Origin of the sequence: Nannocystis punicea, assembly GCF_026965555.1 — a bacterium.
GTDB classification, from domain to species: domain Bacteria; phylum Myxococcota_A; class Polyangia; order Nannocystales; family Nannocystaceae; genus Nannocystis; species Nannocystis punicea.
In genome coordinates this window covers 5,603,235-5,619,172 of the sequence record NZ_CP114040.1, presented here as the reverse complement: position 1 = coordinate 5,619,172, position 15,938 = coordinate 5,603,235, and the positions used below count along the sequence as shown (strand labels likewise).

Here is a 15,938-nt window from a genome sequence, read left to right as displayed (position 1 = left end):
GTCGTAAAGCGGCTTCCGCGCGCGCCGACGAGCCTCGTCTATTGCGGCGTGATGTCGCAATTGTCGACCTCGTTCGACACGCAGCCGTCGCAATCCCACGCCCAGTTATCCAGGAGCGCGGTGGTGTCGTGGTACGAGCGGTCTCGGTGAGCGGCTGACCGTCGATGAAGACGACGTTCCCGGTGCAGCTCGCGGACGCCTGCCAGACGACGAACACGTCGTCGTACCCGGTGCCGACGCGCAGGGCCTCCGGTGCGCGATCGCGACGGACCCGGGGACATGCCCCGGGGCCAGCGCGTCGAACGATGGATGTTCGCGGTGCCGCGGTCAGCGGCCACGGCTCACTGCGGCGCGATACCGCAGTCGTCGACCTCGTTGGGCACGCAACCTTCGCAGTCCCACGACCAGTTGTCGAGGATCGCGGTGGTGTCGTAGCTCGAGTCGCCCATGTCGAAGATCGCGAAGGTCAGCGAGAAGGTCTCGCCGGGCTTCACGCCGCCGGTCGCCTTGTACCAGCCGGTCGCGCCGCCTTCATTGACGAGACCCGTGCCCTGGAGGTGCGGGTCGCTGCCCTGGCAGTTCGGATCGAAGAACTCGCACTCGCCCTGGAACTCGATCGGCCACAGCGCGGTCACGGTCAGCGGCTGCCCGTTGATGAAGGTGACGTTGCCGGTGTAGTCCTCGGACGACTGCCAGACGACGAAGATGTCGTTGTAGTCGGTGTCGACCCACTCCGGGAACTCGGCCGAGAAGTACGCGAAGTCGAAGGTGTAGCCGTTGGCGTCGGCGGTCTGGCCGTTGGCGATCGCCGGCGAGGTCACCTCGAAGCCGAACCACATCTTGTCCTCGGCGTCGCCGCCGCCGAGCGCCCACTGAGCGGCGATGGTGTTCGAGCAGTCGTTGGTGCCGTCGCAGTTGGTGAAGCCCATCGGGTCCGGGCTGCCGTTCACCGCGGTCATCGGCGGGGGCATCGAGTCGGAGTCCCACTGGCCGCCGACGGCGACGTCGTTGAACACGTCGCCGTCGGGCACGATCACCGCGCCCTGCCCGTTCGGCGGCGGCAGCAGGCCCGAGCTGATGAGCAGGACCTTGTCACCCTCGCGCGAGCCCCAGAACGGCTGGTTGGTGTTCGGGTCGATGTAGGTGCCGAACGACTTGGCGACCTGCCACGCCTGCTGCCCCTGCATCGGCGGCGCGGCCTGGAAAACCGAGTTGGCGACCGTCACCGCGTTCTGATTGTTGACCCACTGCCCGCCGAGCGACGTGCAATTGAGGCCGATCGCGTGCAGCACGTCGTTGGAGTCGGCGTCGCACGGCACGTGCATCTGCGCCAGCGGACACTCCTCGTCGCCGGTGTCGTTGGTGTCGTTGCCGGTGGTCTCGTCGCCGGTCGTGGTGGTGGTGGTGCCGTCGGTCGTCGTCGTGGTGTCGACGCCCTGGGTGGTGGTCGAGTCGTCCTCGGTCGTCGTGCCGGGATCGGTCGAGGTGCCGGGATCGGTCGTGCTCGTCGCGCCCTCGGTCTCCGCCTCGGTGGTGGGCCCCGTCGTCGTCGTCGTCGTGGTCTGCCCCTCCGAGTCCGATTCGGAGCCGGCCGTCGTCGTGGGCGAGCTGTTGGTTTCGCTGTTGGAGTTCGAACCCTGGGTCGTCGTCGCCGACCCCTCGCTCGTGCCATTCGAGGTCGAGGTCTCGTCGGCCGTAGCGGTGATGCCGCTGTCGACGCTGTCGCCGCACGCGCCGAGCAGGACCAGCAGGCCCAGTCCCGTCACACGCCAATCACTGTTCTTCGTCATCGTCGGATCCTTCGCGAGAGAAAAGTCGAACCTTGGAGGTCGAGCTCGCTTCTATCAGAGACCCGCGCGCCACTGCTAGCGCGTTTCCACACACGCGCCGATCCCAGGATTCGGCGACATCTGGACATGCACCCACGAGACATGTCCGAAGGGACATCTACTCGCTACCCGCGAGTAGCGATTCGCCGGGCCACCCGCTCCAGGTGCGAGTGATGGAAGGCCTGCTCGTCGGCGTCGGTGATCTCGTCGCGCCACACGTTGAAGGCCGTGAACACCAACGAGGCGAGGATGTCGACCCACCAGGGATCGCGGTCAAACTCGGCTGCAGCCCGCTCCACGAGCGAATGACTGGTGTTCAATACCACGGCCTCGGCGCCGAGGATGACAGCCTCGGCGCGCGGCCCGGCCGCCACCAGCCTCAGGTGTTCGAGGTTGAAGTTCGACAGCAACCTTTCATGTCGCTCGCGTAAGGCTCGGAGCTCGGTGCGAATTGCCTCCAGTAGCCGCACGTCGGGCGTGCCCGGCGGAGACAGTGGCGGCGGCGGATCGATCACCGCCGGCGCAGCCGAGTTCGCCCGCTCGCGGGCAGCGGCCTCGAGCGCGGCGAAGATGTCCGCGAGGTCATGTTCGTTCGGCGGGCTCGGCGGCACCGACTCGTGCTGACCCGCGCCGGCGGCCTGGCGCAGGCGGTCGCGCAGCGGCTCGAGCTGCTGCGGCATGCGAGCCCCACCGATCCGCCCCGAAATCCGCCGCACCGCCAGCAGTACGGCAGGGTCCGATCGCTGAAGCAGCGCGTCGTAGAGCCGCCACGCCGCGTCGCGCACGGCCTGGAGCGCCTCGGTCGACATCTCGACCTTGAAGCCCTCCAACCACACGCCGCTGCCGACGACCGCCCCCGCGAGCGGCAGCGGCGGCAGCAAGGACACCCGCCGCTGCAGCGCGCCGTCCTCCGTGTACAGGCCGACCCGGCAGTCCTCCTCCTCGGCCCCGGCGGGGATCCACAACCAGCCGCCGACGTCGCTGCCGCGCACGAACCCGATCGCCAGCGCGTCGCCAGGAGCGGTCGGCAGAGCCGGCGCACGCAGCTGGGCGATCTTCTTCGACCCGGAAGAGGCGGGCCGCAGGGCCCCCTCGCCGAACAGTCGCAGCAGCCGCTCCTCGTCGACGCGAGCGAGGCACAGCACGTGCGGGTCGACGGACCCCTCGTCGGCCCTCCCCGATCGCACGTACTCGATCGCCTGGCCGCGCGCGTGCTGCTCGATCAGCGCCGCCAGAGTCACCACGGCGCCGTCGCTGCGGCGGAACGTCTGCTCGTGGACCAGCGGACCGCCGCCGGCCAGCACTTGCCGCCCCAGCGACGCGCCCGGCCGCTGCTGTCCGCACAGCGACCGGATCTCCCGCAACACGTTGGCGATGGTGCGGGCGCGGGCGGGATCGATGCGCGAGCCGCAGTCGTCGGCGATCTTGGCGATGTTGCCGATCGGGTGGACGCGTCGCTCGCCGGCGCTGCGCGCGGGCACTCGCAGCGCCCGCTCGAGCACCTCGTCGAGCCGTTCGAGCTGGACCTGCGAGGCCAGCCCGAGCAACAGCTCGTACGAGCCCTCGCCCATGCTCGCGCCCTCGACCTCGATCAGCCGCTCCCACGCGCGTCGCAGCGCCTGCGACGGGAAGCTGGCCGCGAGGACATCCAGCATCACGATCAGCGGCGCGCGCCGCAGCGCCTCCGCGGTCAGCAGCGGCATCGCCTCGAACAGCGCCTGCTCGACCGCTCGCCACGCGGCGTCGCGGACGACCTCGTCCCAGTCGGCGCTCGGCGTCAGCCGATCGTCCTGCACCACCGCGACGATGCCACCGAACGGCGCCCACACCTCGCGCTCGTCGAGCTTGCGCCCGCGCACCAGCACCCGCACCGAGGCGGGCGGCGGTTCGCCGGCGCGGAAGAACTTGAGCCCGAGGACCGCCCTGAGCGGCCCGTCCACGATCCGCACCTCCGCAGCGCACAGCCCCTTCGGCAGCGCCGGCTCCTCCGCCGGTCGCGCCATGAAGCGGTGCTCGGCGGCCAGCGCCTCGATCTCCTTGCTGCCGAGGCGCGGGATCGCGGCGCCGAACAGCTGCTCCACCAGCGCCTCGGCGCTGCGGTCGAGCATCAGCACGATCCGGTCGGGCGGCCCCGCCAGCAGCACGGGCTCGTCGGTCCACACCACCCTGTCGCCGCGCGCCAGCGCCAGCGCCAGCGCCCCGACGCCGAGAAAACGACCGCAGGAGGTGGGGAACTTCTCGCACTCGGCCAGCCACGGCGCGAGCAGCTGCTCGGCCGTCACCGGCGTCCGCTTCGGACGCACGCGCGGGAGCGCGGGCACCCGCGGGTGCCCCGCGGCCTCGATCGCCTGCGGCTCGCGGAAGCCGAACCGCTGCAGCCACTGCTGCGACGCCTCCGGCGCGTGACGCAGCCGCAGCCACCCGCGGGCCAGCGCCAGCGCGTTCGCGTCGATCTCCGAGGATGTCCTTTGGGACATGTCCGATTCGACCAATTCGAGCCCCGCGTCGAGCAGCGCCAGCAGGGCCAGCGCCAGCCGGTCGTCACGCCGCGGCCCCTCGTAGTCGTCGTCGGCCTCGACCCCGGCGAGGACCGCGTCGATCGGCAGCGGCAGATCGACGCCGAGCTCGCACAGCAGGTGGCCGTCGACGATCACCCGCACCATCGACGGCCCGCTGCGATCGCGGCGGAGCCCGACCTGGCCCTCGAGCGGGCGCGCCGGCGTCTCGACGCGGATCGCCGCCAGCGCCGAATAGCGCGACGGCTCGAGGACGGGCGTGGTCGGCCGCGCGCGCCACAGTCGGCGCCGGGCGCCGCGCCTCACCTCGCGCTCGAGCTCGCGGGTGCGATCGCGCAGCTTGTCGCCGAACAGCTCGCGCAGGATCAGGACGTCGTCGCAGGGCACGCCCACCGCTTTTGGCGGCGTGGCGATCACCATCTCGGCGGCCTTCTCGAGCCGCTCGGCGAACTCCGCCGGCGTGTAGTAGACCGCCTGCTGTCGCTCGAGCGCGGCCCGCAGCATCGCCAGGCTCACCGGCGCGCCGAAGATGTCGCGCCACCACGGCACCGCCGCCATCGCCGTCCCGAGCGGCGTCGTCGCGTCGCGCATCCGCGGCCACTTCAGCCACGAGCGCACCAGTCGGGCCCGCAACCAGCGGTCGTCGCGGCCGGGGTCGCGCAGGTAGTCGAGCAGCGAGGCCTCGGCCGCGAGCTCGACCAGCGCGAGGCAGCGATCGCGCGCCGCGTTGTGCACGACCTCCTGGCCCGACAGGTCGGTCTGCAGCGAGTCGTCGCGGGCCACCGCCAGGATCCCGCCGGGCAGGTGCGGCAGGTGCAGCGTCGACACCCACACCCCGTGCCGGACCAGGCGCACTTCGGCCTGCGCGTGCGGGTCGTCGCGCAGACCGACCACGCACACCCGCCCCTCCCCGTCCCGCACCTGGCGCTGGTGCTGCACCAGCCCCGCGAGCGGGTCGGCCCGCCCGATCGGGGCCCCGTCGATCGTCACCGGCACATGGGCGAACGCCACGCGCTCGCGCAAGGCTATCTCTTCGAGCATGTCCCCACGGACATGTCTCAAGAAGCGCACGGCCAGGCCGGGCCGGAACCGCTGCTTGACGTGGACCACGGTGCCCATGTCGCGGTCCTCGGGCACGCGGGTGATGCGGTCCTCGGCCCCGTGCCTCGCCTCGAGGCGCACGCGTCCGCCGGGCGGGCCGCTCGTCACCCGCACGTGGCGCGGGTTCAGGGCCAGCGCCGCGTTGAGGCCGACCGCCAGCTGCTGGCGCGCCCGCTCGACCTCGCTGCCCGCGGCGGCGAAGCTCGAGCTGTACAGGTCTTCGAAGTCGTGCTCGGTCAGCGGCGCGCCGTCGAAGCGGGCCCACAGATCGTCGGTGTCGATCTCGAACGCGATCCGCGTCGCCCCGCGCAGGACCGCCAGCGCCACCAGGTGGAGCACGTAGCGGTGCGGCTCGGCCACCTGGAACGTCCGCAGCTTCTCGCGCGCCTTGTCGCGGTCGAGCGAGAACCCGCCGCGCGAGTCGACGCGGCCCTCGGCGCACAGGGCCGCGATCAGCTCGTCCGTCGCCATCGCGCCTCCACGGCCGCGGCCGTCAGGGCCGTCGCCCGGCTGGTCGAAAGATCCGGCCGCTCGAGGAAGAACAGCTTGAGCAGCTTGACCGCCGCGAACTCCGGCTCGCGCGACGCCAGCGCCAGCGCCTCGCGCACCAGCGCGTGGCCGTGGTGCAGCACCAGCCAGCTGCCGGGCGTCAGCGCGGCCGCGTCGGCCAGCCGCGACAGCCCGCCCGGCGACGCCTGCACGACCGCGACCCGCTGCGCCACCGGCGAGCCCGCGTACGCCAGCTCGGCGAGCTCGACCCCGGCCAGCTGCACGCCCGCGATCGCCCGCACCGCGATCGCCAGCGGCCCCCAACCGGCCGGACGCTGCGCGACCGGGACCAGCGCCGTCGCGAACCACTCCTGCTCCGCCGGCGTCGGCGCCGCCTCGACCGCGCGCAGCAGCGCGAGCAGGCCCGACTCGCCGGCGGTAGCGACCACCACGTCGCCGCGCGCGACCAGCAGCCGCGTCACCGGCGACGCCACCCCCGCCGACCACAGGCGCTGCTTCTGCTTCGCCCGCGTCAGCGTCGCCAGGTCGACCAGCGCCCCGTCGATCGTGCGCACGAACGGCCGCTGTCGCGCCGCCGCCGGCGCCTCCCGCCGCGCCAGCAGGTTCGCCAGCGCCACGTACAGGTGTTCGTGCGGCTCGCCGGGCCGGTGACACGCCGGCACGTCGGCGGCGAGCACCTCGACCAGCCGCTCGCGCAAGGGCCCGCGGATCAGCTTGCGCGCGTGCCCCATCACCCGCTCGTAGCCCTCGTCGCGCAGCACGTTGTCGCGGGTCATCGTGTGCTCGAGCGCCGGCGACCACACCTTCACGTGCACGCCGGGGAACTCGCCGCCGGCCTCCTCGAGCAGCGTCAGGCCGCGATTGTAATAACCCACGCGACCGACGCCGTCGGCAGCGTAGCCGGCGACGACGCGCGCCTCGCCGACCTCGAGGTCGACCTTGCAGCGCGCGGGCACGTCGAACGGCTCGTTGAGCACGCGCCCGTCGACGCGGATCTCCACGCTCACGTGGCGGCACCAGTACGCGATCGCCTCGGTCGCCCGCCGCGCGAACGCCTGCGCCTCCTCGAGGCCCGCGGCCTTGTAGATCCGGATCTTCGTGCCGTCGACCGGCTCGGGCCTGGCCACGCGGGTGAACGTGCGATCGGGGCCGAACACCACCCGCCAGTGCTCACCCGCGCGCGAGGTGTCGATGCGGATCACGTCGGGTCCCAGCGCGAACACCGACACGAAGCCGATGCCGAAGCGGCCGATCTTCGTGCGGTCGTCGTCCTTGGTCGACGAGAACAGCCGCGTCAACCGCGTGTCGATGATCCGGCGGTCCATGCCGTCGCCGTAGTCGTCGACGTCGATCACGAGGCGGCCGTCCTGGTGGGCGAAGCGGATGTCGATCTCGTTCGAGTTGGCGTCGATGGCGTTCTGCACCAGCTCACGGAAGCACGCCATCGGGTCGGCGAACTGGTGCACCAGCCCCGCCAGCGCCTCGTCGACGATGCCCTGCGCGCCCGCCATGCAGCGGCGATGATGCCGCGGCCGCGCGGGGCTCGACAAGGTGCGGACAGGCGTGGCAAACCGGGGCTCTCAAGGCCCCGGCGCGCATGAACGCTCTTCGCCCCCGCCTCCGCGATCGGCTGTGTGTCGCCGCCTTCATCCTCCTGTGGATCGCCCCGACCGCCTATCACGGCCTGTGGCGGGCGCCGATCCCCGGAGAGCCGGCGCTGCTGCACGACTGGCACGACGTCGCCTGCCTGTTCCCCGTCCGCCCGAAGGTGTGGAACATGTACTTCGTCGAGGTGCGGCGGTCCGGGCGCCCCGAGTGGGAGCAGCTCGACGAGACCCTCGACTTCGGCATGGAGCCGTTCGGTCACCGCACCCGGCTGCACCGCTTCCTCGTCGCCTGGGGCGTCCAGCGCGACGCCGGCCGCCGCGAGGTCGCCGAGTACCTCGTCGCCGGCGATCGCGGGCGTCACCCCGAGCTGCCGCCGATCATCGGCCTGCGCTTCGTCTGGGCCGGCTTCGTCCCGCGCCCCGACGACGTCGCCCAGGGCGCCTGGAGGCGGCCGCCGCTGGCCCAGGTCCCGCGCCAGGAGCGGCGCGTCCTGTCCGTCCACGACTTCCCGGAGCGCGCGCCATGACCCTCCTCGCCCGCGCCCGCGCCGGCTGGGAGCGCTTCTGGTACGAGCCCGTCGACCCGATCCGCCTCGACGCGTTCCGCCAGGCCTTCACCTACACCCTCGTCTTCTACACCCTCGCCTGGGCCCAGCACGCGAGCGAGTGGCTCACCGCCGTCGGCTATCACCCCGCGCCGGGCGTCGACGCCTACTACGCCCCGCACGTCCCGCTGCTCACGCGCGGCGCGCTCGGCCCGTTCTTCGCCGTCTACTTCGGCGCCATGCTCGCCGTCATCTTCGGCTGGGCGCGTCGGGCCGCCACCTGGGTCGTGATCGCCGGCCTCGTCTACGTCTCGCTGGCCGATCCGATCAGCGCCTTCACGATCAACCGCCTCTACGTGTTCGGCTTCTTGGTCCTGGCCCTCGCGCCAGGTCCTTCGGGACAGGGCCCCGAGGCCAGGATCCCCGCCTGGCCGATCCGCGTGCTGCAGGTCTCGCTGTTGATCCACTACGTCGCCTCCGGCCTGTGCAAGTCGCTGCGGGGCGACTGGCTCGCCTACGACGACGTGCTGTGGGTGCAGATCCAGGGCGTCTACTGCACCGAAGCGGCCGCGTGGCTGCTGCGCGTCCTCCCCGCCGGGGCGTGGACGATCCTGCAGCACGCCGCTCTCGGCTTCGAGCTGTTCGCGCCGCTCCTGCTGGTCCCACGCCGCCTGCGACCGCTCGGCTTCCTCCTCGGCGTCGGCCTCCACGTTGTGGTCGCCGTCACCATGTATCAGCTCGTCTACTTCAGCCTGCAGATGATCAGCCTCTACCTCGTGTTCGTCGATCCGACGCGGCTGCGCCGGCTGCTTGCGCGCCTGTCCTGAAGGACATCTCGCGGCCTCGCGCATGGCACCGCCCTGCGACCGGCCAAATACTGCCGTGTCGGCCATGACCGACCTCCCGACCGCCCGCGACCTCCACGCCCCCGCGGACATGGTGCGCTGGTACGCGCCGGTTCAGCTGATGCAGACGGCCGGTCGCGTCGCAGTGTCGACGGCCCTCGGCGACCAGCTCGATCGCCGGATCTTGCGGCCCACTCCCACGCACGAGCTCACCGACTTCGCGCACCGCGACCAGCTCGTGCTCGACTTCGTGTCCGACTCGGGCGACGGCTGGAACCCGACCTACGCGGTCGCCTACTGGGCCACGCGGCCGATCCTCCGCGTGCAGGGTCCGCACGGCCGCGCCTACGAGCTGCCGCGCGCCAGCGTCCTGGTGTTCGGCGGCGACCAGGTCTATCCGACCCCGAGTCGCGCCGCCTACGAGCAGCGCCTGGTCCTCCCGTACGAGTGCGCCTTCGAGCACAGCGAGCCGCCGCACCCGGTGCTGTTCGCCGTGCCCGGCAACCACGACTGGTACGACAGCCTCGCCACCTTCACCAAGCTGTTCCTCGACAAGCAGTGGTTCTGCGGCTGGCAGGTCCATCAACGCGCCAGCTACTTCGCCGCCCGCCTGCCGCACGACTGGTGGCTCGTCGGCGTCGACGTCCAGCTCGGCTCGGACATCGACGCCAACCAGGTCGAGTACTTCCGGGCCCTCGCCGAGCGCATGGGACCCGCCGCCAAGATCATCCTCTGCACCGCCGAGCCGCACTGGGTCCGCGCCCACGAGCAGCGCGATCGCACGGCTCGGGCCCGCCGCGTCCGCGACGGCAACCTCGCCTTCCTCGAGCGGCTGTTCGGCCAGCGGATCCGCGTGTTCCTCTCGGGCGACCTGCACCACTACCGCCGCCACGCCACCGCCGACGGGCGGATCCAGAAGATCACCGCCGGAGGCGGCGGCGCCTTCCTCCACCCCACCCACGTCCTCCACGACGATCCCCTGGCCGGCGGCTACGGCCTGCGCTGCGCCTTCCCCGACGCCGCCACCTCGCGCCGCCTCGCCTGGCGCAACCTCGCCTTCCCCCTCTACAACCCCAGCTTCGGCGCAGTGACCGGCCTCCTCTACCTCCTGATCGGCTGGAACATGCACGCCGCGCTCGGCGGCCCGCCGGCCGCCGAATTTCTGCCTGCCCTTTCGGACATGTTGTGCGCCACCCTGCGCTCGCCGTGGGCCTCGCTGTGGCTGCTCGTCACCGCCGGCGCGCTCGTGTGGTTCGCCGACGCCCGCCGGCCGCACCTGCGCGCGCTCGCCGGCCTCAGCCACGCGGTCGGCCACGCCCTCGCCGTCCTCGTCCTCGCCTGGCTCGGAGGACAGCTCGGCCGCGCCTTCGCGCTCGAGTGGGACAGCGCCGGCGAGCTCGGCCTCAGCCTCGGCCTCCTGCTCGGCCTCGGCTGGCCGCTCAGCGCCGCGATCTTCGGCCTCTACCTGCTGGTCGCCGTCAATGTGTTCGGCCGCCACGGCAACGAGGCGTTCTCGTCGCTGCGGATCCAGGACTTCAAGCACTTCCTCCGCCTGCACATCCGCCGCGACGGCGCCCTGGTCGTCTACCCGATCGCCCTGCGGCGCGTGCCGCGGCGCTGGCGAACCATGGTCGGCGCCGATCGGAGCGAGCCGAAGCTCCTCCCCGACGATCCGCACCCCGACGCGCGCCCGCGCCTGATCGAGGCCCCGATCGTCCTCGGACCCGGTTGACGCCGCCGCGCGGCGGCTCGCATACTGCCGTCACCGAGGCCCAAACCCCTATGGAAGAGCTCATCCAGCAGATCGTGTCCAAGACCGGCATCTCCGAGAGCAACGCTCGCAGCGCGATCGAGACGGTCGCCAACTTCCTCAAGGCCAAGCTCCCCGCGCCGCTCGCCGGTCAGGTCGACGCCGCCCTCGGCTCGGCCGGCGGCGCGATCGGCAACGTCGACCTCGGCAACCTCGGCTCGAGCCTCGGCGGCCTGTTCGGCAAGAAGTGATCCGTCGGCCCAGCCGACCGAGAACGGATAGCGCACGGCGACGGCCCCCGTCGCCGCGCCGCGCGTCGGAACGTCCACGACTTCAGCGTGATGCAGCGCTGCGCTCGGCGTGGCAGTGATTCATCGGCTCAGCCGACCGAGAACGGGTAGCGCACCGCCACGTCCCCCGTCGCCGCCACGATCGTCGGGAACGTCCACGACTTCACCGTCGACGTGATGCAGCTCTGCACGCCGGCGTGGTCGACCGTGCTGCTCTCGATCGCCGCCGCGCGCACCTTGCCGCCGCTGCCGATCGTGAACGCCACCTCCACCTTGCCGGTCGCCGGCCCCTCGCGGAAGCACTTGCGCACCTCGGGCGTGTGGCGGCGGATGACCCCGCGGATCAGATCCTGCCCCACCGTGGCAGTCCACTCCACGCTCTGACGCGGCGTCTCGCGGACCTCCGGCACTGCGGCGCGGGTGAACGCCGCCTCCTTGCGGCCCGTCCCCGGCGGACCGCGCTTGCGCTTGGCCGCCAGGCCTGCGAGCAGCTCGCCGAGATCGAGGTCGACCACTGCTTCGGCCACCCCGCCCCCGCCGCGGATCGTCTCGCCGAGTCCGAGCCCGGCGATCGCCCGCGGCACCGTCCGGGTCGCCGCCGCCCACGCCGAGTCGCTCTCTGGCGACGGCGCGTAGTTGCGGATCGACCGGTCGAGCGACGCGGTGTACTCGCGCAAGATCCGGTCGAACTCCGCCAGCCCCAGAAAACCTGCCTCTCGGGACCTGTCCTCGAGATCCTGTCCTCGAGACCCGGTCACCGCCGGCGCCGCGGGCGTCCCGGCAGCGGGCGCCTCGACCGGCGTCGGCCGCGACGCGCGCGCGATCGCCTCGCGCGGCGCCTCGCTCGCCCGCTCGCCCGCCGCGCCCGGCTCCGACGTCTTCGGAGGCGGCGGCGGCAGCTCGGCCGTGTAGCGGATCAGGCGCTCCTGCAGCTCCGGGTCGTCCCAGCGAGGCGGCTCGGCCTTCGGCCCGTAGAGCCGCACCAGCAGCGCCAGGGTCAGGAACAGCGCCAGCGAGGCCGCCTGTGCCAGCCACAGCGGCCACTCGATGACGGGCTTCCACTTCACCGGCGGCTCGGCCGGCGCCGCCCGCAGCTCGAACGTCAGCGGACCGACCTGAACGATCGCACATGTCCCGTTCGCCAGCTCGATCGCCTCGCCGGCGGACAGCGGCCGCGCCTCGGCCTCGCCGGCCCGCAGCTCGCCCGTCGCACCGGCGGGCAGCCGCAGCAGCGGCCCATCGCCGCCCAGCGCCACCAGCGTCCAGCACCCCTCGGCGTCGGCCCCGGGCACGGCCACCGTCGCCTGCGCCAGCGGCCCCTCACCGATCCGGTAGGCGCGGACCCGCCCGCCCACCGCTGTCACATCCACGATCGTCGCGCCCTGTCGGGCCACCACCTCGACCACCAGTGGACGGGCGCGTTCGGTCACGGGGGCTTGGACGTCGGCCCGCGCGTGAAGTTCCCGGCCGCCCTCGCGCCTCATGGCGGCACCAGCGCCACGCGCGAGGCCGTCGCGTTGAACGCCAGCCAGACCCCCTCGATGGGCCCGTCCGGCCCGGCGAGCTCATCCACGCTGGGCAGCAAGTCGGGGTGGCTCTCCGCGCAGCCCTCGGGCCCCTGCACCAGGGCCCACAAATTGTAGTCCGCCCCTGACACCTCGATGTCGACCGCCTCGGCCGACGCGCGGGTCATGAACCCGGAGATCACGCCGTGCAGGATCGCCTGCGGATCGTCGGGGTCGTCGAAGTTGAACGCGACCTGCGTCTGCAACATGTTGATCGGCGCATCCGCGGCCCCGAGCGGCAGCGCCAGCTCGACCGCGCTGGTGCGGAAGCACGTCGGCTCCGGCTGGTTGAGCGACGCCGCGTTCATGGTCGCGAACACCGCCGGATCGACCGCCAGGCACGGCGCCTCGGTGATGCGCTCGACCGGCAGCTGCAGGCTCACCCCCTCGTCCTGCACGCACGTCTGCGCCGTCAGGTCGCACGACAGCGCCTCCTCGAGCACCGCGGCCAGCGCCCCGGGATCGAAGTCCGCGAAGTGCAGGATGAGGTTCAGCTCGCCGTCGCCGATCTGCTGCGTCAGGCCGAACATGTTCACCAGACCCGTCACATCGAAGCAGATGTCGGAGAACAGGTGCGGGTCGACCAGGCGCAGCGAGTCGATGCGGAACGTCCGCGGCTCCGCCGACTCCCCCGTGGTGGTCGTCGTCGACGTAGTCGGCTCCATCGTCGTGGTCGTCGTGCTCGCCGACGTCGTCGTGCACACCGACTCGCTCGCGCAGCCGAGCTGCGGCGGCGAGTCGTGGAAGCAGCCGCCGATCGACATCACCGCGCCGAGCGCGAACGAACTGCGAACGATCGTCCCTCTTGTCCTCACCGATCTTCAGTATACGCCGTCTCGCGTGCGCGGGCCCGTCGCACCGTGCGCGGGGAACTTTCGCGGCCTCGGCCTGTCTCCTGGCCCGCTGCATGCCGTGGAGGTGCACCTTGGTCCGTCCGCTCGCGCTCTCGTCCTTGTGGTCGCTGCTCGCTCTCGCCTGTACCCCCGTCGCCGAAAGTGACGACCCCGAGCTCGACGCCCCCGACGACAGCGCAGAGTCGACCGACCGGGTGCTCCACACCGGCCCTGAGTCCTCCACCTGCAGCGGCCCGCGGCCCACCGAGCTCGTCGCCATCGATCCCGCGGTCGCCCCCGATCAGGCCCAGCTCAAGATCGCCGCCGGAGATCGCTGGCTCGGCCTCCCGCTCCAGGCCATCCGTTACGACACGGTCGTCGTCGGCACCCTCGCCGAGACCACCGTCACCCAGACCTTCGTCAACCCGCAGAGCGAGCGCCTCGAGGCCGTCTACACCTTCCCGCTGCCTGACGACGCCGCCGTCGACGACTACTGGATCCGCATCGGCTCGCGCTCGATCCACGGCCTGCTCAAGCGCCGCGAGGACGCGCAGAAGACCTACGACGAGGCCCGCGAGGCCGGTCGCACCGCCGCGCTCCTCACCCAGGAGCGGCCCAACGTCTTCACCCAGGCCGTCACCAACATCGGCCCCGGCGAGACCATCGAGGTCGAGATCCACCTCGTGCAGCCGCTGCGTCAGCGCTCCGGCCGCTACTCGCTCGCCCTGCCCACGGTCGTCGGTCCCCGCTACAACCCGCCCGGCGCAGTCGCCGACGCCGATCGCATCACCCCGCCGATGCTCGCGCCCGGCGTCGACTCGTGCGTCCCCGTCGAGATCGCCGTCGACATCGACACCACCCTGCCGGTCGCCGACGTCACCTCGAAGATGCACGCGGTCACGGTCACTCCGCACGCGCAGGGCGTCGCAGTCGCCCTCGCGCGCGGGCCCGTGCGAGCGGACCGCGACTTCGAGCTCGGCTGGCGGCTCGCCGGCGCCCAGCCGCGCGCCGAGATCATGGCCCAAAAGACAGATGACCGCGGCGGCTACTTCGCGCTCACCATCCAGCCGCCGCAGGGCTTCGACGCCGGCCGCTCGCGCCCGCGCGAGCTCGTGTTCGTCGTCGACGTCTCCGGCTCGATGGGCGGCGTCCCGCTCGACACCGCCAGGGCCGCGGTCGAGCGCGCGCTCGCGGGCATGCGCAGCGACGACACCTTCAACCTCATCACCTTCGCCAGCGGCGCCCTGTCCTTCGAGCCAGGCAGCGTCGCCAACACCGAGGACAACCGCCGGCGCGCGCTCGACTTCCTGGCCGGGGCGCGCAACACCGGCGGCGGCACCGAGATGCTCACCGGCGTCGCCGCCGCGCTCGACGCCCCCAAGGACCCCGAGCGCCTGCGCATGGTGCTCTTCATGACCGACGGCTACATCGGCAACGAGCAGCAGATCTTCGAGGCCCTCGCGGCCAAGCGGCGCGACGCTCGAGTGTTCGCGCTCGGCGTCGGCAGCAGCGTCAACCGCTTCCTCGTCGAGGGCCTCGGCCGCGTCGGCCGCGGCAGCGCCATCGTCGTCGGCCCGGGTGAGCGGCCGAACGCCGTCGTCGACGAGTTCTACGAGAGCATCGATCGACCTGTCCTCACGGACATCTCGATCGACTGGGGCGGCCTCGACATCGAGGACATCGCTCCCGTCCGCCTGCCCGACCTGTTCGCCGGCCAGCCGCTGGTCCTCCACGGTCGTTACAGCGGCGCCCTCGCCGGCGAGGTCAAGGTCCGCGGCAAGCTCGGAGGCGCCGACGTCGAGCTCCCGGTCAAGCTCGCCGGCGCGCGGGTCACCGAGCACGACGGCCTCGCCAGCATGTGGGCGCGCAAGCGGATCGACGACCTCGGCCTCTACCCGTTCAACCAGCACCCGGGCGAGCTGACGGGCGACGCCCGCGAGGCCGTCGTCGCGCTCGCCCTGCGCCACCGGATCTTGACCGCCTACACCGCCTTCGTCGCCGTCGACGAGCGCAGCGAGAGGCAGCCCGACGGCACCCTGCGGACCGTGCAGATCCCCGTCGAATCACCTTTCGGCGTCGACATGAGCGGCGCCGGCGAGGGCACCATCGGCCTCGGCTCGACCGGCCTCATCGGCAAGGGCGGCGGCGGTCACGGCGGCTACGGCAGCGGCTACGGTCGCGGCGCCGGCGCAGGCTTCGGCGGTCGCGGCACGCGGGTGCCCACTGTGCGCCAGGCCAAGGCCGAGGTCCTGGGCTCGCTCGACCGCGAGGTCATTCGCCGGGTCGTCCGCGCGCACGTCGCGGAGGTGCGCGCCTGCTACGAGCAGGGCCTCGCGCGCGACCCCAACCTGAAGGGGCGCGTCACGCTCGATATCCGCATCGAGACCAACGGCGAAGTCGGCAGCGCCACTGTGTTCGAGGACACCCTCGCCGAAAAGAGCGTCGGAGCGTGCATCGCCGCCGCCGCGCGCCGCTGGAAGTTCCCCGCCGACGCCCCCAACGTCGCCACTGTGCGCTACCCCTTCGTCCTCGAGCCCGGCTGAGGCA

10 protein-coding genes are annotated in these 15,938 nt (G+C 72.3%); 5 read left to right on the top strand and 5 right to left on the bottom strand.

Annotated elements, in window-relative coordinates; translation table 11 throughout:
• Positions 1-341 precede the first annotated feature (341 nt).
• From O0S08_RS21670 to O0S08_RS21660, 3 genes are all read right to left on the bottom strand, one after another.
• The gene (locus O0S08_RS21670) at positions 342-1,790 is read right to left on the bottom strand and encodes a choice-of-anchor L domain-containing protein (protein ID WP_269041107.1); all 1,449 of its coding nucleotides are present in this window, start codon (positions 1,788-1,790) and stop codon (positions 342-344) included.
• Positions 1,791-1,954: 164 nt separating this feature from the next.
• Positions 1,955-5,917 carry a hypothetical protein gene (locus O0S08_RS21665; RefSeq protein ID WP_269041106.1) on the bottom strand — a complete coding sequence of 1,321 codons (3,963 nt, stop codon included), beginning with the start codon at positions 5,915-5,917 and terminating at the stop codon, positions 1,955-1,957.
• On the bottom strand, positions 5,899-7,467 hold the full coding sequence (locus tag O0S08_RS21660; protein ID WP_269041105.1) for an ATP-binding protein: 1,569 nt from the start codon (positions 7,465-7,467) through the stop codon (positions 5,899-5,901). Before O0S08_RS21660 ends, O0S08_RS21665 begins: the two co-directional genes overlap by 19 nt.
• 86 nt (positions 7,468-7,553) lie before the next feature.
• Between O0S08_RS21660 and O0S08_RS21655 the strand changes: the two genes are divergently transcribed.
• From O0S08_RS21655 to O0S08_RS21640, 4 genes are all read left to right on the top strand, one after another.
• Positions 7,554-8,090 carry a hypothetical protein gene (locus O0S08_RS21655; RefSeq protein ID WP_269041104.1) on the top strand — a complete coding sequence of 179 codons (537 nt, stop codon included), beginning with the start codon at positions 7,554-7,556 and terminating at the stop codon, positions 8,088-8,090.
• Positions 8,087-8,935 (top strand): HTTM domain-containing protein, encoded by an 849-nt coding sequence (locus O0S08_RS21650; protein WP_269041103.1) that lies wholly within the window; start codon positions 8,087-8,089, stop codon positions 8,933-8,935. Before O0S08_RS21655 ends, O0S08_RS21650 begins: the two co-directional genes overlap by 4 nt.
• A gap of 64 nt (positions 8,936-8,999) precedes the next feature.
• Entirely contained in the window at positions 9,000-10,685 is a 1,686-nt protein-coding gene (locus O0S08_RS21645) for a hypothetical protein (RefSeq protein WP_269041102.1), read from the top strand.
• Between the two features lie 50 nt (positions 10,686-10,735).
• Positions 10,736-10,954 carry a hypothetical protein gene (locus tag O0S08_RS21640; protein ID WP_269041101.1) on the top strand — a complete coding sequence of 73 codons (219 nt, stop codon included), beginning with the start codon at positions 10,736-10,738 and terminating at the stop codon, positions 10,952-10,954.
• 128 nt (positions 10,955-11,082) lie between these two features.
• Here O0S08_RS21640 and O0S08_RS21635 read toward each other — a convergent pair whose 3' ends face one another.
• The gene (locus tag O0S08_RS21635; RefSeq protein WP_269041100.1) at positions 11,083-12,423 is read right to left on the bottom strand and encodes an AgmX/PglI C-terminal domain-containing protein; all 1,341 of its coding nucleotides are present in this window, start codon (positions 12,421-12,423) and stop codon (positions 11,083-11,085) included.
• 50 nt (positions 12,424-12,473) lie between these two features.
• Positions 12,474-13,373 carry a hypothetical protein gene (locus tag O0S08_RS21630; RefSeq protein WP_269041099.1) on the bottom strand — a complete coding sequence of 300 codons (900 nt, stop codon included), beginning with the start codon at positions 13,371-13,373 and terminating at the stop codon, positions 12,474-12,476.
• 110 nt (positions 13,374-13,483) lie between these two features.
• Between O0S08_RS21630 and O0S08_RS21625 the strand changes: the two genes are divergently transcribed.
• Positions 13,484-15,934 carry a VIT domain-containing protein gene (locus O0S08_RS21625; protein WP_269041098.1) on the top strand — a complete coding sequence of 817 codons (2,451 nt, stop codon included), beginning with the start codon at positions 13,484-13,486 and terminating at the stop codon, positions 15,932-15,934.
• Positions 15,935-15,938 lie beyond the last annotated feature (4 nt).

Excerpts from the sequence above, each read along its gene's own strand:
- O0S08_RS21650 (WP_269041103.1), top strand. The coding sequence starts at position 8,087 with ATGACCCTCCTCGCCCGCGCCCGCGCCGGCTGGGAGCGCTTCTGGTAC.
- O0S08_RS21640 (WP_269041101.1), top strand. The coding sequence starts at position 10,736 with ATGGAAGAGCTCATCCAGCAGATCGTGTCCAAGACCGGCATCTCCGAG.
- O0S08_RS21660 (WP_269041105.1), bottom strand. The coding sequence starts at position 7,467 with ATGGCGGGCGCGCAGGGCATCGTCGACGAGGCGCTGGCGGGGCTGGTG.
- O0S08_RS21670 (WP_269041107.1), bottom strand. The coding sequence starts at position 1,790 with ATGACGAAGAACAGTGATTGGCGTGTGACGGGACTGGGCCTGCTGGTC.
- O0S08_RS21655 (WP_269041104.1), top strand. The coding sequence starts at position 7,554 with ATGAACGCTCTTCGCCCCCGCCTCCGCGATCGGCTGTGTGTCGCCGCC.
- O0S08_RS21645 (WP_269041102.1), top strand. The coding sequence starts at position 9,000 with ATGACCGACCTCCCGACCGCCCGCGACCTCCACGCCCCCGCGGACATG.
- O0S08_RS21665 (WP_269041106.1), bottom strand. The coding sequence starts at position 5,917 with ATGGCGACGGACGAGCTGATCGCGGCCCTGTGCGCCGAGGGCCGCGTC.